Here is a 21564-nt window from a genome sequence, read left to right as displayed (position 1 = left end):
GCACAACAGGTAAATTTAAACTGATTAAAAAGGATAACCAATCGCAATATTCAAAATTAAATTTTGTCGACGCCAATCTTTATTCCCAAAATCGATTTTATCGAACATCCAACGATCATTTTTCTCGTAGTAAGGTACCCGCAACGGCATTGCCAAATCTAGTCGAAGAAGCAGAATAGAAAAATCCAAACGCAGTCCAACGCCCGCTCCTACCGCCATTTCGCTCAGCCAATCTTTGGAAAATTTCGCTCCTGGGCGCGTTGCATCTTCATTGACCAGCCAAACATTTCCTGCATCTGCAAAAACACCTACATTCAAGAATTTATAAATATTCGCGCGATATTCCAGATTGGTTTCCAACTTAATGTCGCCGGCTTGATCGAAAAACAATTGGCCGGTTTGCGTCCGCGGATCATAACTACCAGGACCTAAAGTTCTCGCCCGAAATGCGCGAATACTATTGCTACCTCCGGAAAAAAATTGTCGGGAAAATGGAACCGTGAGCGAATTTCCGTACGGATACGCAATTCCAGCAATTACTCGCGCGGCAACACTTTGTTTAGTGGAAAGTTGATGGTAAAATCTAAAATCGTTTTCCATTTTGGCATACTGACTGAAAGGCACCCCAAAAATCTGCTTTTCTTTGCCTTCTTTAGCATTAGCTCCTGAGATTAAGCCTGTGAGATTTCCCGCCAAATCAACGTAACCGCGATAGTACATCGTGTTGGTTTTAGGCAACATCGTATTGGTATAGGTGTAAGAATAAGTAGGCCCGTAAATTAATTGCTTCTGAATTGCCTGCTGCAAATATGGTTTGTCCTGAATATAATTTTGGTAAACTTCCGTCACATTTTCAGGTGTTACCAAGGTAACATCTAGCAATTTCAATTCATGTTCCTTTCGGATATTTTCTTTCCACATATATCCAAACGACGCATTGAAATTGTGCAAAGTGTACCATTTGCTACGGCTTACATATTCATAACCTATTTCGGCATTGGTACGCGGCACAAATGCGCTTGAGGATTGAAAATTAAAAGGTGTTAACAATCTTGGAACAGACAATTGAACATTTGCGCCCGCTCGATAGATATTGCCTTCCCCCCGTTCGTAAGCGGAAGATCTCCCACCCATCTGCATATCAAAAGAACCGAAAACAGATGCCTTCAATTGCTCCGCACCTCGGAAAATATTTCGATGGGTCCAATTGAGATTGATCTCTGAACCTGCATAATTTGCCGAATTGGTTTTACCCAAAGCTTCCACTCTTAAAGACTGAAATTCCTTAGGAGTCAGCAAGTAATAGGCATCAAATTTATTTTTTAAACTATCAGAAATTACGAATTCATTTTTTACGAATTTGAAAACTCCAAGACTGATCAATCGGTTCAAAGTCAAATTATGGTCCGCACGATTGTAGATGTCGCCTTTTCTGAAATATAGCGCCCTTTCAAACATGACCGGACGAAATTTTTTCTTGGGATCAACATAATAAAAATCCTTGTAAGCTTCTATGGAATCTATATTTGCAGGGATTTTATATACATTTTCTTTCACATCGCGTAAGTTGTAATCGGCATAGACAATTACATTATTGATGCTGAATTGCTTTTTGGCCAATTCTGGCGTTTCTTCTTTCAATTTTACAGCAAGTTCGACCTCCGGCTTGTTGGTAACGGTACTGTCGGCTTGAACAATGATATTATCCGGATGAAAGTAATAAAAACCATTTTCCTTCATCCGATTATCAATTCTCTCACGCTCAGCTTTGATGACATCGAGGTCGAAAGGTTTCCCCTTTTTCAGTAATGTTTGATCTTTTACCAATTGAATTTCACGGTTAATCTTGGTGCTATCTTCCGGGAATTTCACATCGCTGATGAGATATCTTGCGCCGGTTTTCACATCATAAACTACTTTTGCAGTTTTCCCATTGATAATAGTATCGTACTGTGCTTTCGCATTGAAATACCCTTTATTTTCAGAGTAGTTTTCAATTATATCTCTGTTAAATTCCCGGTCTACATCGCCCAAAAGAACAGGTTTCTGCCCCACTTTATTTTTCAGCCAATTGGTAATTCCTTTGTCTTTTTTGGGCTCCGGGGTAATATTGTAAATCCAAACACGCGGTCGCAAACCCAAAATTGAAGAATTGGGTTTTGGGGTAAGATTATCCTCCAAACCGTCTTTTAATGAAGATTTTTCTTTCTTGGAAATCGTGTCATTAATGATATTAATTTTCGCTCCAGTGTAAAGTTTTTCGTTGGGTTGTAATCTTTCGGTACCGCATGAAAAAAGAAGTGCTGCGACAGAAAAACCTGTAGCTATTTTAATATTTTTAAACTGAATTGTATTTCCCATAAATTTCATCATCAATTATTTGAATTCAACTGCGCTATTTTTCTGCAATGCTTTTTTGGTTCGTCTGATCTCACGGTTTTGTTTCGCTCTTTGGAAAATATCTTTGAAATCAGTATAATCTAAAGTGATAACAAACCCAACTCCAGTTTCGATAATTTGGCCTTGCAAAGCTACTTGATACTGATTTTTCTGATATGCGCGGAGGGTATATCTGCCATCTTTCGATAAAGCGTAATCTGCAGTAATATTACCCGCAATATTGGTCATTTCTTCGTTTTGTCGCGCTTCTCCTTCGATGCCGAAATTGCTTCCAACGGTGATCTTCAAGCGATCATTTAATAGTTTCTTACTTAAATTAACATTCAAATCAGTTCTTGTATTTTTATTTCCCGAAGAATATTCTTCATAACTATCAAAATCGAAGGTCAAATCTACACCAGCTATTAAATCCTGTGCAATATTATTGAGTTGCTGGGACAAGATTTGGCTCACACTCTGTCTCGCCATCGTACCGGCAGAAATTCCGCTTTGGCTTTGGAACGGATTATCGCCAATGAAACGATTCAAAATCAACAGTGCAAAAACCTGTTTGTTGAGCTCCGATTCATCGCGACGGAGCTGGGTCAGCTTAGTTTCAACATTATCGATAACTTCCTGATTAACCGCGTTGTTATTTTCGTCCGTTTTAATATCAAAAGAAATCACCGGTTTCAGCAATTCTCCTTTTAAAACCAATAAAGTATTGAAAGGAATTCTCTGTTTATAATAATTCAGCTGATCTTCGGAAAGTTGCTGCTGCACCAAATCAATTGGCGCTGCATTTGTTTTGTAAATCGCAGTAAGATCCAGGTTTGCGGTGGTTGGTTCGCCGGTCCAGGTGATGGTACTACCCTTTTGGATATCGAATTTTCTTTTAATCATGTTAAAAGACATTTCATACGCCCCACTTTCTACCTGATAAACGCCTACCAGTGTAGTTTTTCCCGATGGATCCACACCTCCCGTCAATTCTGCTTCCCCTTGAAGTTTCACGAAATCTCCGCTGGCTTTATCGATCAATAATGAAATTTTAGCTTCTTTGGTTAAAGAAATATTCACATTAACATCCATTCCTTTGATGCCGGTTTTCGCATCGATGCTGTCGGCTTTTATGGTTTTATTGAGGACAATTTGGTCCTGATCGATAAATTCCACAATACCTTCTCGATCTTTTAAAGTAGGTGATGTTTGAGGAATCACAAAGGTAAAATCGGTTTTGTCGGTGACTGCTAATTTACCATCAACCTGTGGCAAATCCAAATTTCCGGTAATACCAAGATCGGCATCCACTGCCAAGATTCCGAACATCATTTTATCATTATCCGGCTGAGAATCTACCGCCATGAAATCTCTTGCCCGCAGTTTTAAATCGAAAGCGAAATCCTGATAATTTTGGGTTAAAATGTCGCCATCAAAAGTCAATGCATTTCCTTGTGAATCCTTCACTTTAAAATCATCAAACACAATTCCTCTCGGTGCGAATCTTATCTCATCATCAAGATGTCTGAAATTGCTTCCCGTTTTCACAATTTCTAAACCAACATCATTGAATTTCAACTTCCCTAATATTTTCGGACTTTCGGTTTTCCCCGTGATGTCGAAATTTCCGGAAAGGTAACCTTCAGTATTTTCAATGGCATTTAGGGTAAACCCTTGAACCGATTTCATTTGCAGACGATTAATTTCCGCTTCTAAATCAAGAAGTTGCGATTCTATATTATAATCTCCGGTAATTTTCACATCATTTTCAAAACCAGAAAGTGCAACATCGGCATACAAAAGTTTTGCAGTTTTAGTATTCACCTTTGCTGCGATATTTCCGATTGGATTTCCGTACATCACCAAATCTGTAACATTTAAATCCGAAGTGAAATTGAGGTTTTTATAATCCTTTAACCTCACGTTTCCATCGATGGTTCCTTTCGCCAAAAGAGAATCTTTTTTCAGCATTTCGGTGATGGTTTCTATTTTAAAATTTTTCAAATCAACATTCAGCGGGCTATTCGCGTTTTCATTTTCAGAATTAATTGCAAGACTGCTTTCCCCGTTGCTGAGCAAAAAATTGCGAGCGAAAATTCCATTATTTCCGAAACGCAGCACATTATCTGGCGCGACATTCCAGTTAGTGTAATTTAATTTTAAACCATCCGGATACAAAGAAATTTGTGTTGCATTTTTAAGCGATTGGGCACTTCCGGCAATCAAAAATTGTTCAACATTTTTCTCGTCTTTTGTTGAAACTCGATATGTGATGAGATTGTTTGCAACGTTTCCGGTTGCAGCAAATTGATTTAGAGCCAATTTTTCACTTGAAATCTTCTGCGCCTGAAGCTGATATTGCAATGCGTCATTATCATTAGAAACTTTAAACGAAGCATTTTCAATTAAATTTTCTCCATATTTTAAATTCGGAATTTGCGCATCAACATTGATGTTTTGGGAATCTGCATTGTAATTTCCGTTCATGGTAATGGTCTCAAAACTTTTGAGTTCCGGAACGAATTTTCTAATTAAATCATCATCTTTCAAAGTCGCCGTAAAATCGAAATATTGATGCGGATCGATTCGCTGCTTTTTCTTGCCCAAATCATAGTAATTGCTCACTGTATTTTGCAGCGCACCGAAAATTTGCGATAGTTTGTATTTTCCGGTCATGGTAAAATCCGCAACTTGAGAATTGAAATATAAAGCGTTTGAATTCGCAGTAGTTTCAGCTTTCAGACGCATTTCCTGAATCGGGAAAACTTCTTTGGTGTCTGAAATTGCAAACTGATCCAAATTCAAATAACCATTCAAGAAATCAGGATTCAAATTGGTGAATTCGCCATCAATGTTTCCTGCCAAAATTAGCGGATCTTGGTAGAAACCTAATTTGTAAAGATCAAGTTTGGTGATCGTTCCGCCCAATTTTACGCTAGAATTTTTATCAGACAATTTTCCGGAGGCCAATAAATTGAGATTTGCATTGGGATCATGTGAGAGAAGATGAATATTATATTTACCAGAATTCAATTTGCCGGAAAGACCAACGTTTTGATAGCGGTAATTTTGATAATCAAATGCTGCCAAATTTCCTTTAAAATCCAAGTTTCCATTCTTAAAATTAAAGCTTCTTCCTTTTGCACTCAACGTTCCTCGAACAATCCCCAGGTCTTTATTTTGGATGATTTTTCCGATTTGCAAATTCGCCAAATTGGCATTAACAGCATACGTTTCTGCATTTTTTCTGCGCATATCGACCAGTGCGTTCAGCACAACATTTCCCAAAGTTGAAACCATTTTCAGTTTCGTATCGACCACTTTTGTTGTTCCGCGGGCGACTCCCGAAATAGCAAAATATGAAGGCAAAGAAATATTGGAAGGAAGGGTATTTTTCGGCAAAATCTTCAAAATAGTTTTTGCGGAGGAACCTAAATTTCGAATTTTCAAGTCATAAAATAACTTATTGGGATCGGTTGCATTTCTTACCACTCCAGAAAGCGCCAACTTCAAGTCACCCAATCCGGATGCTTGTAAATTGGCAATCTGCATCTCATTCATCGTTCCTTTTATCCTTGCGTCCAGATTGATAGTACCATTAGGATAAGTATTGAAAGGTGGTGTGTTTCGTAAATCCGGAGCGAAATTCAACAAATCTGCCAAACCAATTTTTGAACTGTAGATATTTGCTGAAATACTTACTGCACCAGGATTTGCGGATAATTGTTCGATGGAATTGTAATTTAAAACGATTTCGTCACGCAAGACCGTTCTGGAAGTTTCTAAATAAAGGTTTTTTAGGTATGCTTGCTTTTCGCCATACACAAAATCGGTATTGAATTTTCGTACTTCAAGGTTGTTCTTCTCCTTAATTTCGGCTTTTTTCACTGTTCCTGTGAACGTTCCGTTCTGCATTTTAAAATCTCTCAGATCAAAATTAATTTGAGAAAAATCAAGATGATTGAAATCCATTCCCCGAGATTTTTTGGGCATCGCGGTATTGTTGTATGAAACCTTTACATCATCTAAAATAGCTTTACCTAGAAGCAGATCTATCGATTTTTCGGCAGGTGATGGAAGATCAGAGTTTGTCACTTCTTTTTGAGGTGCCGAGAACATTTTCGCATCAATATTAGCACCTTTCAAAAGAAATTGATCGACCTCATAACTCTGGTTTTCAATATCGAGTTTATTAATTTTTGTATTAAGTTCATTAAAAAGAATTTTGGCATACGTTTTTGAATTATCGTCGCCATAATCTACATTAAAATTGGTGAATTTTATACCATTTAATGCTAATTTCATTGGTTTTTTTGCTCGAAGCGAATCCGCCTTTTCATCAACCGTTTCTGCAACTTCTTCCAATAAATCTTGCTTCAATTTTAACTTCAATCCATCCAAAACAATATTTCCCACGGCATACGAATTGCGATCAAGATCGAAGGTTTTCACCCGGGTATCGAAATACTTGAATTTAAGATTAATATCATTCCTGGCTTGGTTATCTATAAATGAAACATTGATATTCTGCAACTTAATTTTGTCTAAAGAAATGACGAATGGCTTACTTTCACTTTCCTGCGAATCTTTTCGGGCAAAAGCATCGATAAAATAATCGAAATTAAAAGAACCATTTTTGTTTCTTACAACATTAGCTTTCACTCCATCTAAATCAATTGAAGTAAGATCGACGGTGTTTTTTAAAAGCTTGGGAATGTTTAATCCGACATCAAACTTTTTGGCATACAGCAACGTATCCACGGTTTGGCCTTGCAGATACAGATTTTCCATCACCAAACTATTCGGAAACGTAACATAGAACCGATCGAGAGAAACTTTGGTTTTTACCTTTTTCTCTAAATATATTACCAACCGGTCCTTTAAAAAATTTTGAATTACCGGTAATTGTAAGCTCAAAACACCTGCGCATAAAATTGCTACAAATATTCCGACACCAATTAGAAATTTTTTGAAGTATTTTTTTGCGTTTCCCAAACCTTTGTTTTTACAAAAATATTTAATCTTAAATGAAATATGTTCAAAATTTGCTAAAATAATTACACCACCTGTTGTGCATTTAGCACAAATTAATTTTTAACTTATTCAAACTTCTCTTGAAGACGAAAAAATTTAGATATTGAATCATGGTAAAAGAAGTTATTTTTGATACTATTCTTGTGGCCAAACCTTGAAAGGTTTTTGCGAGGTTAATATTTATTAAGAACTGTCCGCACAGTTGCGAAATATTGGTTTGTTCATGATTTAATTTTTTTTCAATGGTATTCACGATTGCTTCGCAGTTCAATCCTCTTCCTGATTTTTGATTTTGTCTTGGAAAATTCCACAAAATATGCTGGTTTTTACGCATTGGAACCGAAAGATTTATCTTGGAATAGTTGAATAAATCCAGTTGGAGTTCTTTGCTGATGTACCCTCTGTCGCCGATTAATAAGCAGTTTTCAAAATTCTCCTTAATGTCGTGCAGATAGTTCACGTCGTGAACATTTGCAGGGGAAAAATCAAACGAGTGGAAGATTCCATTTTTGTCACAAACCGCATGAAGTTTATAGCCAAAATACCTAGATTTTTGTGCGGCACAATATCCATATGCAGGTTTGATCTCATCCGTGGAACTGATTGCAGAACGATTTGCCCAACTTATTTTACAGATTTCAATTGGCGTGGAATCCATAATAAAGACATCGGTGAAATCCGAAAACTTGCTGCTCAAGGTTTCTCTGATTTTTTCAATGTAGGGAAAAAGTTTTCTTTTCCTTCGTGTTGTAAGCTCCCCATTTTCAGTACACTTCAAAAGTAGAATTTTTTCTTGATATTTTACAGCTGTTGTTGTCGGATGTGGAAAAGCGGGCAGGAAAAGTGCTGGCATTAGCATGGGGTTGCTGTCCATTTTTCCACATCACAGGTGAGAGGCCACCCAACGAATCATGGGGTCTTTCATAGTTGTAATCCCTCACAAATTCCGCTGTTACGCTCCTTACTTCATCCAAATTTTCAAAAATATACGCATCCAGGATTTGATCTCTGTAGGTCTTGCTGAAACGTTCGATGTAGGCATTCTGTGTGGGCTTGCCCGGCTGAATGTGAGCAAAGCTGATCTCGTTTACCATGCTCCAGACTTCAGCGATATTCGCTATAAACTCCGGTCTATTATCCATGCGGATCTTCTTGTGCTTTCCGTAGCGGTTCACCAGATGGTTCAGTATCCGGATTACCCGCGAACTTTTCAAGCTGTAATCAGCCTCAATGTGCAGAATTTCCCGGTTAAAATCATCAATCACATTAAAACTGCGGAACTTTCTTCCGTTTGAGAGCACATCACTCATAAAATCAATACTCCACGTGTGAGTGAATGTTTCCGGCACCTCCAAGGGCGATTTTACTCTGGCTGGGAGCCGTTTCTTTACGCTGTGTAGAAAAGGAAGCTTCATTTCTGTGAAGCCGATTATGATTGATTTTTTCACCCCGGTTGCGCAGCCGGTGATAGTACTTCCAGAAACCTTCTCTCGGATGGCTCTGCGTAAGCTGTTCAAGCTCCATCACCACCGTAGAATCATCTTTCAGCGAACGGTAATGAAAACTGCTTCTGCTTAATTTAAGTACGCATAAAGCCTTGCCGGAATCCTTCGGACGGAGCTTATGGATCTCCATGACAATCTCCCGTTTCCGACAAGGCTTTAGAGGGTTAGTGGTCTACTTTTTTGACCGTTTGTAAATATAGTTTTTTCGTTTGAAATTTGCACCCGGCAACTGAAACGGAATCAGGCTCTGCTGAGGAGGAACCTGCCAGGGATAGGTTGGCCGACGAAATATAGTTTTCAAGGGCATCGCTTTTGGGTGCTTTTACTGGTCGGAAGGAGCACTGAATAAAGCTTTTCAGGATAAGGCAAAATCTTTTTTTGAGGAGAACAGATACGAAGTTTTAGAAACAATGGTAGAAAACAGCTACGATCCGGCAGAAGAACTGGAAAAGCATCTGCAGTCAGATATCGTAATCTTGAAACGCGCGATTGAAGACTTTTTCCACGAAGAAGCCGAAGGTTTGGATGTACGATTTTTCTCGAACGAAATCGACGTTTCGGAATTGCCGAGTTGCCAAGAAAAGTGCCGCTTCCGCACGCTGCCAAATAGAAGAATACGGTCTTGGTGAAATCCTTGATGAAGTAATCTCTTTTGGCTGCATTATAGCGGGAGACTGGAAGAAAAATGCGCCATGGAAAAGGAAGAAGTAAAACAGGAAGTAAGAGAGCAGCGAGGCTGCTCTTTTTGTATGAACTAATTTGGGAGATTAGGTTTTATAATTGGCAAAATAAAATCCTGAAATACCGTCTCGCTAAGTTTTATCAGTAATATTCCTCTAATGGTTGAATAGGAAATGGCAGAGATTGCAAAACCTAACTGTGAATTCACCTTAAGCTCCTCCCCATCAGCGTGCGCAAGTTCCTCCAGATTTGAACAACTGTAGATAAGAACAAATTTGTAATTGGCTTTGGCTTCTTCTGAAGATTCAGAGTTGGTTAATATCTCAAAATCAAATTCCGCCCTGATCAACTTCTGCTCCAGATTGAAAGAAATACTGAGCTGGTTTGTAGAACCAAATTCTTTAATTAGACTTTCATCAAAAAATTCGGGTACAAAAATATTTTCGCTGATAATTTTAAACGACTCTAAAGCCAATTTTTCAGCATCAAAAAGGTTAGGCATATCTTACTTTTTCCTCATTTAACCATTGTGTATCTTTAGAATAAGTTTCTTTACGTCGTTCAACGGTGAAACTTACTTCAAGTTTTTCCCATTCGTCTTTAAAGCATGCAGAAAAACGCTTCACCGGAATTTCGATAATAGGCTCTCCCAATTCTGCTTCCAGTTTGGCAATGCTTTTTAGGGTAATGTTTTGATTTCCGCTAAGCCATCGGCTGATTTCCGCAGGTTTTTTATCCATTCCTTCAGCAAGTTCTTTTTGAGAAATTCCCTTATCTCTAAGAATCTGATTGATCCGGATAATTAGATCGGAATATTTTTCCACAAAGATTTTAGTTTCCAATGGTGTTTCGTCTAAAATCTTTTTAAAAATTTTACTTTTCATTTAGAATAATTCGGTGTAAGGTTTTTCTGTAGTTGTATCAAGAATTTCTCTCTTTTTTGCGCAGAGTTTAATATCTCCGTTATTCAACGCCATCTGTATTTTATCAGCGTAGTGATTTGCCTCTCTGAAAGCTACTTTCGTTTCTCCATCCTGAGCCGTCCAACTTGTTTTTTCGCCGCCGTTAAACAATATAACACAGGAAGATGATAGGCGCATACAATACAAACGTAGCGGGAAGTCTTCTCCAAAATCTACTTCCTCAATTTCAATTTTTGCAGGTGGTGGCAACGCCTGAGCTTTTCGTTCTTCCCTAAAAAATCATTGATCGCTCCTCTTTTTGTTCCAATGGTATCTGAAATAAATACCGATAATTGCTGAACGTATGTTTTTAACCTATCTGTTTCATAATGTTTCTCAAAAAATTTATCGGTTTCTGAGAGTTCTTCACCATCCAGTTTTACAGTGTAAAACTGACATTTTGGACTTTCGTCATCAAAAATTTCTAGTGCAAAGTTACTCATATAAATTTAAAAAACAAAAAAAATTAACATATATGTTAATTAAGGCAAATGTAGAAATAAAATTTAGAAATCAAAAAAAACACTCTTCGTTCAAATTGTTTTTTGATAATTGGGCATATCTTCCGCCACCAAAGCCAAAGCTTCCGTTTTCTCCTCCTTCCCTTCCAGCGCTTCTCTCAACACCTGCTGCAGCAGTTGGGCATTGTAGTTTTGGCTTTCTTTTACCGAGGCTTCCAGCGCATCGCAATACTGCATCAGTTCATCCAGTTTGGCGACCATGCGGTTTTGGATTTCGAGGGGTGGAAGTGGAATATCGATATCTCTTATGGTTTCCATAGAAAGACTTGGCTGCGCCGTAGCTTTCATATGTTTACTTATTTCTGATTTACCATAACTTGAAATCAAAAAATAATTGAAATACTTTATATTATACATAAACTCAACACCGGCAAAAGGTTCTGCTTTTGCAACATTTGGTGCTAAATGCCATCTTTCTTTTTCTTTAAATGTTGCAACATCACCAATTCCAGCGCCTATAAAAGTAATCAATAAACATTCTTTTTTCAAAGAGCACCGATCAAGTAAAATGGATGTTTCAAGATCAATAAAAAGTAAATTATTTTTGTTCAATTCTAGATTTCGTACATTTTGAGCTCTAATTACCGGAACTTCACCTGAATTTTTCAATTGCATATGGTCACTGTATTCAAATCCCGCAAGTTTTGTTACAAAAAACAAGTCATCCAATTTTGAAATCTGCCAATTGTTAGGAAAAGAAAACTCCATAATTTGTTTAGAATTTTTGGTTAGTTTCCCTTTTTTTATTTTTTTGTCCTTGATGAGTTGTTCTTTCTCTTTCTTAATTTCTTCCAGCAAATCTGCGCCGGTTTTTCCGTCGGAAGTTTCGTTGCTGACCAAAGCTCCCTGCATCGCCTCACGCAGAAATGCCTGCCGAAGCTGGGAAATCAGGTAAAGTTGGTGGATGAGTTCGGAATTTGAAGAATTTAATTGCTCATTTAATTCATCAAGCCTTTCAACAATAATTATTTGGTCTGAAATATTTTTGGGAATTGATATTTCCAACGGCAAGACATGTTTAGGCTTAATCTCTGTCTTTATTCCTCCAGGAACCTGCTCTTTTAAAGCACTAACAAAATTTGGACTTTTCAGAAAATATTTAAAAAAATTTAAATCAATTTTTTTGTCGTTGTAAGTATAGGATGAATAATGAATTGTTGCCGTAATGTCTTCTTCGCCTTCATACACACACATTGCTCCTTTCTCAACATTAATTCCAGAAATTACCAAATCTCCTTTTTTAACCAGAATCATATCAGTATTTGATGGCTTTTCAGACAAATAAATTTGACCTGAAAAATCAATTTTTTCAATTCGCTTTAATCCTTGAATTGACTGATCTTTAGGCTTATATCGTCCTTTTCTTTCTTGAAGAAAATCAGATATTTTCACTTTCATAAACTCCATTATCCTACTGCCATTTTAAGTTTCGCCAGCAAATTTTCCGATTTACGAAAAGAATCTGACAGTTGCTGCATCAGTTCCGCAGAAGTATGCTCTATAGTTTCCTCGGTTTTGTTCGGGTTTTTGAGGTCCAGATCAAAATTGCGGGCTTCTAAGGTTTCTATGTCCACTTTCCAGCAGATGTCGCTTTCGGTGCGGTTGTTCCACCACTGTTTTATTGGCTCAAATTCTTCTTCGCGGATCGGCTTGGTTTTGCTGTAAGATTTCTGTCCTTCCGGCAAACGGTGTTCGTAATACCAGACATCCTGCGTGGCAAAACCTGCGGTTTCGTTGTTGTGGTGCAGTTTTTCAAAAAACAAAAGATTCGTTGCCACCGTCGCATACGGCTGAAACACTGAGTTCGGCAAGCGGATAATGGTATGAAGGCGGCAGTCTTTCAGGAGTTTTTCGCGCACCCGCATTTTCACGCCGTCGCCGGTAAGCGAACCGTCGGGCAAAACAATTCCGGCTCTTCCACCCACTTTCAGCAAATGAATCATCAGAATCAGAAATAAATCAGCAGATTCTTTGGTGCGGTAACTCTGCGGAAAATTATTTTCGTTGCTGTTCGCCACAATGCCTCCAAATGGCGGATTAGCTTCAATAATATCCACACGGTCGATTTCGCGGTATTGTGATAAAGGCTGATCGAGAGAATCGCGGAACGTAATGTCCGGAACTTCAATATCGTGCAGAATTAAGTTGGTGGTTGCCAAAAGATAAGGAAGCGGTTTGTATTCCCACCCTTTGATGCTTTCCTGCAGAATTTTATGGTCTTCCACGCTTTTTACCTGTGCCGAAAGATGTTCGATAACGCCGGTAAGATAACCGCCGGTTCCGCACGCCGGATCCAGCACTTTTTCGCCCAGTTTGGGATCGATCATTTTGGTGATGAACTGTGTGATGGCTCTCGGTGTGTAAAATTCTCCCGATTTTCCGGCGCTCTGCAAATCCTTGAGCAAAGTTTCGTACACATCGCCAAAATCGTGGCGGTCTTTGGACGAGTTGAAATCGATCTCGTTGAGTTTGTTCAGCACTTTGCGAATGTTGATGCCGCTTTTCATATAGTTGTTGTTGCCGGCAAAAACCTCATGCACAATCACGGCACGCTTATTTCCGGTGCTTAAGTCGATGTCGCGCAGTGCAGGAAAGAGTTTTCGGTCGATAAATTCAAGCAGTTCATCTCCTGTTAAACCTTCATCATCTGCTGCCCAGTTTTCCCAGCGGAATTCTGCGGGAATGGGCGATTCATAATTTTCTTGCATCAGTTCCAGTTCCTGATCTTTGTCGCAGAATACTTTCAGGAAAAGCATCCAGCCCAATTGTTCCAGCCGCTGTGCGTCGCCGTTCAGTCCGCTGTCCTGCCACATGATTTTTCTGATGGATTCTAAAACTCCGGATATGCTCATATTGTTTTATTTTCTTTTTTATCTTTCTTTCTGTAATTCCATAAGATTAATTGGTTCTGCAAGAACTTTAACACCTTGTGGAGAATTTCCGGTTACAAAAATGCTATTCCAATATGGTGCGTTTTGCTTTCCGCCAAAAACTGTTGCCGAAAGTGAATTATTTTTCCATAGCGGTAATTCTGCAAGATTTTTTACAAAATTTCTGATGTTATTCCATAGAGAATCCGGAAACTCAAACTGAAATATTTTATTTTCATCTATTGGTTTTCCCAAGGTTATAAAATGATTTTTGACGATTTGCGATATAAACTTCAACCACGTGTAAAGCACTTCTTCTTTTGCCATACGAAACGCTCTTACATGATCAGCGGCTAAGTCTTCGCCCTTTTGTATTTTGCTTTCTATTTGATTAGTTCCAATTTCAAAATCAAATCTATCGATGAAGATTTCTTCTGCTATAATATTCATGAGCTTAACCAGTTGCTCTGATTCTAATGTTCTTGGATTTTTTCCTTCCTCCAAATGAAGAGATAATGGAGTTTCCAAAGTGTCTTGGTGAATAAAAAATGAATAAAAAGTTTTATCAATGGAGCTGTAGGATAAAGGCTTTTCTTTTGCTCTGCCACCCATATCAACAAACTCCATCAATTTATTTTCAGGATGCTTTGTAACTTTATCTCTTACTGCATCAAGAATATATCTTTTAAGCTCACGTGATTCACCTTTGAAATAATTAAGTAGCTCTTTTTCAGAAAAATTTAAATTGTCTTCAGTTAGGTTCAGATCCTCCTGATATCTTCTTACTCTATCATAATACAATGTGCTTCCCAAATGTCTTTGGACTGACTTATCAAAAGCAACCTGTCTAAGAACTGTTCCTGCTCTAAAATTGGTTTGAATTAATTTCTCCGCATCAGGATTAATAAAAATCCTAACCGGTATAGTTTTAACACCTAAGATAATTTGAGCAGCTGCCTTATGCTGCCCGTCGAATATCTTTATCTCAGACTGATTTTGTTCATCTTCCTTAATCCACCCAAGGGAAACATGTAGTTGTGGATTTCCGGAATAAAACTCTGAAATTAACTTAGTAATATTTGCACCGATAGCTCTAGGATTAATTATGTTGTCATGAAAAATATATTCAATAGGGATATTGGTGAAAAAATATTTTTGTTTGCTTAATTTATCTTCATAAACAGGCAATTTAATTATTTCTGTATTTCCAATTTCGGATAAGGAATATTCAATAAAATCATTTTTGATCTTAAAGTTTAAAGGATATTTCGATCCTTTGTTTAAGATTAAAAGGTCGCTTAAATTTGGTGACCTATCTTCCTTTTTCTTGATATTATCCTGAATTTTTAGGTAACTGTGAATTAATCTTGCCAAGTTTAAATCGCTTGCTTGCTTTGAGCGGTTTGCGCTTGAAAAAGTGAGTGCAAAATTTGATTTTTCATCTTTACCTCCCAATTTTGTTGGAACAACATGGTCGATATCCAGCGAATTCTTATGCAGACTTAAATCTATTAATTCATCTGTTATAAAACATTTTCCATTTTGAATTGTATGCAGTTCTTCAATAAGTTTTTTTCTTTCTTCTGCTGTTAGCTTATTTAAGTACACTGATGCCATCTATGCTAAATTGTATATTTCGTTTTCTAGTTCTTTTATTGCTTCTAAATACTGATTTTTACCACCAAAAGATTTTACAATTTCGAGTGGCGAACCAAAATCTGAAAGCGGATTCAGTTTCAACACTTCCATACTTTCAATATTTTCGATACCTTCATCGGCGTATTTTTCAATAAGTGCTTCAATCACCGCTCTTGCTTTTTCGCCGTATTTTGTAAAATAGTTGCGCTTTTTCACATTGTTGGCTCTTTCTTTCCTTGTTAAAGGTTTTTGGTCGAAAGCAACGTGGCAGATAATATCGAACAGATCACATTCACGGTTTACGGCTTTCAAAAGTTCTTCAACGGGAATTCCCTGCTCATTCAGTTCCTCAATGAGAGCTTCCTTACGGTCGGCTGATTTCCAAAGGTTCAGAAAGTGATCCAGCGATTCATACTTTTCACTTAACAGCGACTTGGTATAGTCTTTCATGCTCATCGTGACAGGTTTTCCATCCTTGTCGAAATACATTTCACGGGAATTTAAGATGGTGACGTCCACACCGTTGATATAGATTTTCTGAAGTTTTGTTTTTTTCTTTGTGAATGGATCATCATTACCGTAATTTTCGGGTGGATCTTTTACAACGGGTTTTTCGACATCATTAGGTTCATCATCTTCAGCAGGATCGTTATCGCCTGTAATTGGTTCATCACCTTTAATTTCCTTAATCCTCACCGGATCGCCATCAAAATCTTTATCTGCGAATTTGTCCGTCGCATTGCGGAAATCCATAATGGTAAAATACAGTTTTCCGAACTCTTCGTTCACTCTTGTTCCACGCCCCACAATCTGTTTAAACTTCGTCATTGAACCGATTTCCGTATCCAAAACAATCAGTTTACACGTTTGGGCATCAACTCCGGTCGTCATCAGTTCGGAAGTGGTGGCAATAACGGGATAAGTCTGTTCGGGATCAATAAAATTATCGAGTTCGCGTTTACCTTCATCATTGTCACCTGTAATCCGCATCACATATTTATGATTTTGCCCTACCAAATCCGAATTCAGATTGGCCAAAGCGGAGCGCATTCTTTCCGCATGATCCACATCGCGGCAAAAGACAATAGTTTTTTGGAAACGCCCGGAATTTTTAAGAAACTCTGTCACTTTTTGAGCAACAATTTGTGTTCTTTCGTCTATAACCAAATTGCGGTCATAATCTTTACGGTTGTAAATACGGTCTTCAACCAAGTTTCCTGCTTTATCGGTTTTATCTTTTTCCGGTCTCCATCCTTCTGCATCAACATCTATCGTAACCCGAATCACTTGATAAGGCGCAAGGAAGCCGTCTTCAATTCCCTGTTTCAGTGAATACGTGTAAACGGGATCCCCAAAATATTCAGAATTGCTTACTTCTTCAGTTTCTTTAGGAGTTGCGGTTAAACCGATTTGCGTTGCTGATTTAAAGTAGGTCAACACTTCACGCCAAGCAGAATCTTCCTTGGCACTTCCACGGTGACACTCATCAATCACAATTAAATCAAAAAAATCAGGACTGAACTGTTTGAAAATATTCTTTTCTTCTTCGGAACCTGTCAAACCCTGATAAATAGCCAAATAAACTTCATAGGATTTATCGACCTGGCGTTTTTGCACGATAGTCATTTTATCTTTAAAATGTTTAAAATCGCCTCTTTTAGTCTGATCGATTAAAGCATTTCTGTCGGCGAGAAAAAGAATTCTTTTTTTAGTTCTAGATTTCCAAAGCCGATGAACAATTTGAAAAGCGGTGTAGGTTTTACCGGTACCTGTAGCCATTACCAACAAAATTCTGTCCTGACCTTTTGCAATCGCTTCTAAGGTCAAATTAACAGCATTTTGCTGATAATATCTCGGAGCTTTTCCTGAACCGTCAAAATAATAATCTTGTTCAACCACATTCTTAGCATCAGGAGAAGAAATACCTTTATAGTTCAGATATTTTTCCCAAAGGACTTCAGGTGACGGAAAATCATCCAGTTCAATTTCTTGTTCTAAACTTTCAGTATTTGTTTTGTCGTGAAATAAGAAACGGTTTCCGTTGGTGGAAAAAACAAAAGGTAACTGTAAGATGTCTGCGTATTCTAAAGCCTGCTGCATTCCGGCTCCTACGGAATGATTGTTTTCCTTTACTTCAATAATCCCGATAGGAATATTCGGTTTGTAATAAAGAATATAATCTGCTCTTTTACGCTTCCCACGAGTCGAAAGTTTTCCACGAACGATAATGCGGCCGTCCGTAAAATTCACTTCTTCCCGATATTGTTTAAATTTATCCCACCCAGCATTTTCGATCGCAGGAGAAATATATTTGGTACAGATATCGCGTTCGGACAGGCTAGATTTGTCGGGCATACCGAAAAGTTAATGGTTATTTTTCAAAAATAATGATTTTTTCACGATTATTCATGAGATTTGCAGTTTTAGGATTTCCAAACAAATACATCTTCAGGTATTCGAAATCACGAAGATGAGTTCTTTTACCATTGTTATCTGTAGTAGAACCTTTATAGAATTCAAGATACAGGCTACCTCTACCGTCTGCTAATAATTTTTGTTTCAGTGTAATTTTCATAAGTTTGCTTTGAGGTGTACAAGTGCACACTATTGTACAACTTTCTGTCCCAAGGTGTACATAAGGTGTAACACATGTACAAACAAACTCTTACATAAGAAAACAAAAATAAACTAAATGTTTGAAAATCAACTAAAAGAATACAAAAGAAACTAAAGGAAAACAAATTTATTTCCCGATGCAAAACTTCGAAAAAATATTCCCCAAAACCTCATCATTCGTAAACTCTCCGGAAATTTCACCAAGATGCTCCAAAGCATAGCGCAGTTCGTACGCCAGCAGTTCGGTGTGGAAACTCTGGGAAATGGCGGATTTTACCCGTGTTACGGATTCCAGTGATTTTTGAAGGGCCTCGTAATGACGCTGATTGGTAATGATCACGTTACTTTCATCCTGTTTCAAGTTCTCAACATAATGGATGAGTTCGGTTTTCAGAGCTTCGATACCGGTCTGGTCTTTGGCGGAAATGGGTAGTAAGGTGGTGGTGTACACCGGAACTAAGGTTTCAGCAAGCTGTTGGTCGAATTCGTTTTCAAGCGAACCATTGATATCAATTTTATTGTGAAGGAGGATGATTTTCAGATCTTCCCGGTAAAATTCTTTTACAAAATCAATTACCTCCTGCGGTCTGCTGTCGAATTCATCATACAGATACAGCAGAATTTTCGCCGTGGCAATTTTCTCTTTGGCTTTCTGAACGCCGATGGCTTCAATTTCATCGGTGGTTTCTCGGATGCCCGCGGTATCGATAAAGCGGAACGCCGTTCCTTTAATGTGCAGAATTTCTTCAATCGTGTCGCGGGTGGTGCCGGCAATATCGGAAACAATGGCTCTTTCCTCTTTTAACAGAGCATTCAGAAGCGTGGATTTTCCGGCGTTGGGTTTACCGATGATCGCCACATCTACCCCATTTTTGATGGCATTTCCGTATTGAAAAGAATCGATGAGCGCGGATAATTTGGTTTCCAAACTGTCCAACAGCATCTTCATCGCGGTGCGGTCGGCAAACTCTACATCTTCCTCCGCAAAATCGAGTTCAAGTTCTACCAATGATGTAAAGTTGAGCAAATCTCCCCTTAACTCAGAAATTTCATTTGAGATTCCGCCCTTCAGTTGGTTTAATGCTACTTTCCGGGAGGCTTCATTTTCACTGGCAATCACATCGGCAATGGCTTCGGCCTGGGAAAGATCAATCCTGCCGTTCATAAAGGCACGCATCGTGAATTCGCCGGCTTTCGCCATTCTCGCGCCGTTTTTGATGAGAACTTCAAGAATCTTTTTCGCAATATGCGGCGAACCGTGAAAAGAAATCTCCACAGAATTTTCTGTAGTAAAAGTTCTCGGTGCCTTGAATACGGAGACCATCACCTCATCAATCTGCTCGTCGCCATCTTTGATAAAACCATAATGTACGGTATGCGATTCTGCTTTTGAAAGGTTTTTCCCCTCAAAACAGCGGTTAACAATTTCAAAAGCTTTATTTCCGGAAACCCTGATGATTCCCAGAGCTCCAACGCCGTTAGCAGTTGCCAAAGCACAGATGGTGTCGTGATTCATAACACAAAAATAAGGAAAAAGAACGTTAGCCCAGATTTCTGTTTTTATTGCCTACAAAATCTGTCTTTAAATAAATTTAAAAAAAATAACCAAAGCCTGAACTTTGGTTACCTCTGTATTTTATAAGATTTCGCTTAGAAAATCTCTCTTCCTGAAAAATGAAAGTTTGCCTCGATTTGTGCATTTTCATCAGAATCGGATCCGTGCACAGCATTTTCACCAACACTTCTTGCAAACATTTTTCTGATGGTTCCCTCCGCGGCATCGGCAGGGTTTGTTGCACCAATCAATGTTCTGAAATCTTCAACAGCATTTTCCTTTTCCAAAACTGCAGCTACGATTGGTCCGGAAGACATAAACTCAACCAGTTCCCCGTAAAATGGTCTTTCTGAGTGTACAGCGTAAAATTTCTGAGCATCAGCAACTGTAAGTTGGGTAAGTTTCATTGCTTTAATTCTGAAACCTGCCTCAGCAATTTTACCTAGAATTGCCCCAATATGACCATCTGCTACCGCATCCGGCTTAATCATCGTAAAAGTGATATTCGACATAAATATTTAATTTTGCGCCAAATTTACGAAATAGTTATTACATTTGCGGTGCAAAATTCATCTAACAAAATTTGCAGATATTTTTGGCACGAAGATTGTTTCAAATTGTGCAGATTCTCATGTTTAATTTGAGTTTTCATGGTTATTAGTTTTTACCCAGCTTCGGCTGGGTTTTTTGGTGTAATGAGATAAAAGGAACTGACTGGTTTTCAGAAACTACAGACAATAATGCGTTGTGAAATTTATTAAATTACAAAGAAATCAGGCAAAACGTGAATCAGAAGCCTGCGCTTCCGCCTCCTCCATGAGCTTCAGATAAGTAACATAGCGGGATTCTTCAATAGTCCCGGCCTCAAGCCCATCCAGAACAGCGCATTTTGGTTCGTTGATATGCATACAGTTGTGAAATCTGCAGTCTCTACCTGTCGCGAAAATTTCAGGGAAATAGTGCTGGATTTCTTCTTTCTCCACATCAATCATCGCAAACTCACGTACGCCCGGTGTATCGATCACTGCGCCACCGAAATCCCAGAAATACATCTGCGCAAATGTCGTGGTATGTTTTCCTTTGCGGTGCGTCTCTGAAATTTCTCCGGTTTTAAGGTTCAGATCCGGCTGCAGGGCATTGACCAATGTAGATTTTCCACTTCCGGAATGCCCGAAGAAAACCGACGTTTTATTTTGAATCCTTTCCTGAAGCACCGGAAGGTTAAATTTTGAATAGGAGGAAATTTCGAGAGTCTGGTAACCAATATTCTCATAAACAGACACTATGTCCTTTACAATATCAGTTTCTTCATCATCCAGCATATCCATTTTGTTGAAAAGAAGCAGCGGTGTGATATTATAAGCTTCGCAACACGCGAGAAAACGGTCGAGAAAACCCAGTGAGGTTTCAGGATGTTTTAAAGTAAAAATAAAACAGGCCAAATCAATATTGGATGCAATGATATGCGCTTCTTTGGAGAGATTTACCGATTTGCGGATCAGGTAATTTTTTCGTGGTTCAATCTTGGTAATCCACGCAATATCATCCTGTTCGAGCTGAAATTCTACCAGGTCGCCTACCGCAAGCGGGTTGGTGAGCCTACTTTTAACAAGCTTGAACTTTCCACGGATCCGGGCTTCAAATACGGTTTTGGTTTCAGTATCCATAACCTGGTACCAACTGCCGGTAGATTTGATGATGAGCCCCTTATATGCCATAAAAAATAAAAGGCTAAATTAATGAATTAATCTAACCTTTTGGATATTTAAAAATATCTTTTCCCGAACAGAAGGGAAAAAATAC

General features: G+C 38.4%; 18 protein-coding genes. 1 reads left to right on the top strand and 17 read right to left on the bottom strand.

Going from position 1 to position 21564, the window contains the following annotated elements:
• Positions 1-24: 24 nt before the first annotated feature.
• The 5 genes from tamL to CKV81_RS13250 form a co-directional block, all read right to left on the bottom strand.
• Entirely contained in the window at positions 25-2361 is a 2337-nt protein-coding gene (gene tamL / locus CKV81_RS00880) for a translocation and assembly module lipoprotein TamL (RefSeq protein WP_095074112.1), read from the bottom strand.
• A gap of 15 nt (positions 2362-2376) precedes the next feature.
• Entirely contained in the window at positions 2377-7374 is a 4998-nt protein-coding gene (locus tag CKV81_RS00875; protein ID WP_095069492.1) for a translocation/assembly module TamB, read from the bottom strand.
• A gap of 82 nt (positions 7375-7456) precedes the next feature.
• Complete coding sequence (locus CKV81_RS00870; protein ID WP_258454418.1) at positions 7457-8191, bottom strand: IS982 family transposase; 735 nt, start codon at positions 8189-8191, stop codon at positions 7457-7459.
• Entirely contained in the window at positions 8178-8723 is a 546-nt protein-coding gene (locus tag CKV81_RS00865; protein ID WP_157727333.1) for an integrase core domain-containing protein, read from the bottom strand. The genes CKV81_RS00870 and CKV81_RS00865 overlap by 14 nt, the downstream gene beginning before the upstream one ends.
• 4 nt (positions 8724-8727) lie before the next feature.
• Positions 8728-9048 carry a hypothetical protein gene (locus CKV81_RS13250; protein WP_157727332.1) on the bottom strand — a complete coding sequence of 107 codons (321 nt, stop codon included), beginning with the start codon at positions 9046-9048 and terminating at the stop codon, positions 8728-8730.
• Between the two features lie 280 nt (positions 9049-9328).
• Here CKV81_RS13250 and CKV81_RS13435 point away from each other — a divergent pair, with 280 nt between their 5' ends.
• A complete protein-coding gene (locus CKV81_RS13435) occupies positions 9329-9547 on the top strand; it encodes a hypothetical protein (protein WP_185116904.1) in 219 nt (72 codons plus the stop codon).
• A gap of 125 nt (positions 9548-9672) precedes the next feature.
• On the opposite strand, the gene CKV81_RS00855 is transcribed toward CKV81_RS13435, so the two are convergent.
• The 12 genes from CKV81_RS00855 to rsgA form a co-directional block, all read right to left on the bottom strand.
• Entirely contained in the window at positions 9673-10101 is a 429-nt protein-coding gene (locus tag CKV81_RS00855; RefSeq protein WP_095069487.1) for a hypothetical protein, read from the bottom strand.
• Positions 10094-10483: a helix-turn-helix domain-containing protein gene (locus tag CKV81_RS00850; protein ID WP_095069485.1), complete on the bottom strand. Its 390-nt coding sequence runs from the start codon at positions 10481-10483 to the stop codon at positions 10094-10096. The genes CKV81_RS00855 and CKV81_RS00850 overlap by 8 nt, the downstream gene beginning before the upstream one ends.
• The gene (locus CKV81_RS00845) at positions 10484-10771 is read right to left on the bottom strand and encodes a hypothetical protein (RefSeq protein WP_157727331.1); all 288 of its coding nucleotides are present in this window, start codon (positions 10769-10771) and stop codon (positions 10484-10486) included.
• Positions 10735-11004, bottom strand: a complete 270-nt coding sequence (locus tag CKV81_RS00840; protein ID WP_095069481.1) for a hypothetical protein — start codon at positions 11002-11004, stop codon at positions 10735-10737. Before CKV81_RS00840 ends, CKV81_RS00845 begins: the two co-directional genes overlap by 37 nt.
• A 90-nt stretch (positions 11005-11094) precedes the next feature.
• Positions 11095-12480 (bottom strand): restriction endonuclease subunit S, encoded by a 1386-nt coding sequence (locus CKV81_RS00835; RefSeq protein WP_157727330.1) that lies wholly within the window; start codon positions 12478-12480, stop codon positions 11095-11097.
• An 8-nt stretch (positions 12481-12488) separates the two neighbouring features.
• Complete coding sequence (locus CKV81_RS00830; RefSeq protein WP_095069477.1) at positions 12489-13934, bottom strand: N-6 DNA methylase; 1446 nt, start codon at positions 13932-13934, stop codon at positions 12489-12491.
• Between the two features lie 18 nt (positions 13935-13952).
• Positions 13953-15569 carry an HNH endonuclease domain-containing protein gene (locus CKV81_RS00825; RefSeq protein WP_095069475.1) on the bottom strand — a complete coding sequence of 539 codons (1617 nt, stop codon included), beginning with the start codon at positions 15567-15569 and terminating at the stop codon, positions 13953-13955.
• Positions 15570-17945, bottom strand: coding sequence for an EcoAI/FtnUII family type I restriction enzme subunit R (hsdR, locus tag CKV81_RS00820; RefSeq protein ID WP_095069473.1), 2376 nt, complete (start codon positions 17943-17945; stop codon positions 15570-15572). It lies immediately after the preceding gene.
• A 16-nt stretch (positions 17946-17961) separates the two neighbouring features.
• Complete coding sequence (locus CKV81_RS00815) at positions 17962-18165, bottom strand: hypothetical protein (RefSeq protein ID WP_095069471.1); 204 nt, start codon at positions 18163-18165, stop codon at positions 17962-17964.
• A gap of 168 nt (positions 18166-18333) precedes the next feature.
• A complete protein-coding gene (gene mnmE, locus CKV81_RS00810) occupies positions 18334-19722 on the bottom strand; it encodes a tRNA uridine-5-carboxymethylaminomethyl(34) synthesis GTPase MnmE (protein WP_095069469.1) in 1389 nt (462 codons plus the stop codon).
• A 134-nt stretch (positions 19723-19856) separates the two neighbouring features.
• Positions 19857-20273, bottom strand: a complete 417-nt coding sequence (locus CKV81_RS00805) for a nucleoside-diphosphate kinase (protein ID WP_095069467.1) — start codon at positions 20271-20273, stop codon at positions 19857-19859.
• Positions 20274-20534: 261 nt separating this feature from the next.
• A complete protein-coding gene (gene rsgA, locus CKV81_RS00800; protein ID WP_095069465.1) occupies positions 20535-21479 on the bottom strand; it encodes a ribosome small subunit-dependent GTPase A in 945 nt (314 codons plus the stop codon).
• Positions 21480-21564: the final 85 nt, after the last annotated feature.

The sequence above is a fragment of the Chryseobacterium taklimakanense genome (genome assembly GCF_900187185.1).
Taxonomy (GTDB): Bacteria; Bacteroidota; Bacteroidia; order Flavobacteriales; family Weeksellaceae; genus Planobacterium; species Planobacterium taklimakanense.
This window is presented reverse-complemented; position numbering and strand designations above follow the sequence as displayed.

Bases quoted from the DNA above. Each gene is read 5' to 3' on its own strand.
- tamL (WP_095074112.1), bottom strand. From the start codon at position 2,361: ATGGGAAATACAATTCAGTTTAAAAATATTAAAATAGCTACAGGTTTT.
- CKV81_RS00865 (WP_157727333.1), bottom strand. From the start codon at position 8,723: ATGAGTGATGTGCTCTCAAACGGAAGAAAGTTCCGCAGTTTTAATGTG.
- CKV81_RS13250 (WP_157727332.1), bottom strand. From the start codon at position 9,048: ATGGAGATCCATAAGCTCCGTCCGAAGGATTCCGGCAAGGCTTTATGC.
- CKV81_RS13435 (WP_185116904.1), top strand. From the start codon at position 9,329: ATGGTAGAAAACAGCTACGATCCGGCAGAAGAACTGGAAAAGCATCTG.
- CKV81_RS00855 (WP_095069487.1), bottom strand. From the start codon at position 10,101: ATGCCTAACCTTTTTGATGCTGAAAAATTGGCTTTAGAGTCGTTTAAA.
- CKV81_RS00850 (WP_095069485.1), bottom strand. From the start codon at position 10,483: ATGAAAAGTAAAATTTTTAAAAAGATTTTAGACGAAACACCATTGGAA.
- CKV81_RS00840 (WP_095069481.1), bottom strand. From the start codon at position 11,004: ATGAGTAACTTTGCACTAGAAATTTTTGATGACGAAAGTCCAAAATGT.
- CKV81_RS00835 (WP_157727330.1), bottom strand. From the start codon at position 12,480: ATGAAAGTGAAAATATCTGATTTTCTTCAAGAAAGAAAAGGACGATAT.
- CKV81_RS00830 (WP_095069477.1), bottom strand. From the start codon at position 13,934: ATGAGCATATCCGGAGTTTTAGAATCCATCAGAAAAATCATGTGGCAG.
- CKV81_RS00825 (WP_095069475.1), bottom strand. From the start codon at position 15,569: ATGGCATCAGTGTACTTAAATAAGCTAACAGCAGAAGAAAGAAAAAAA.
- hsdR (WP_095069473.1), bottom strand. From the start codon at position 17,945: ATGCCCGACAAATCTAGCCTGTCCGAACGCGATATCTGTACCAAATAT.
- CKV81_RS00815 (WP_095069471.1), bottom strand. From the start codon at position 18,165: ATGAAAATTACACTGAAACAAAAATTATTAGCAGACGGTAGAGGTAGC.
- mnmE (WP_095069469.1), bottom strand. From the start codon at position 19,722: ATGAATCACGACACCATCTGTGCTTTGGCAACTGCTAACGGCGTTGGA.
- CKV81_RS00805 (WP_095069467.1), bottom strand. From the start codon at position 20,273: ATGTCGAATATCACTTTTACGATGATTAAGCCGGATGCGGTAGCAGAT.
- rsgA (WP_095069465.1), bottom strand. From the start codon at position 21,479: ATGGCATATAAGGGGCTCATCATCAAATCTACCGGCAGTTGGTACCAG.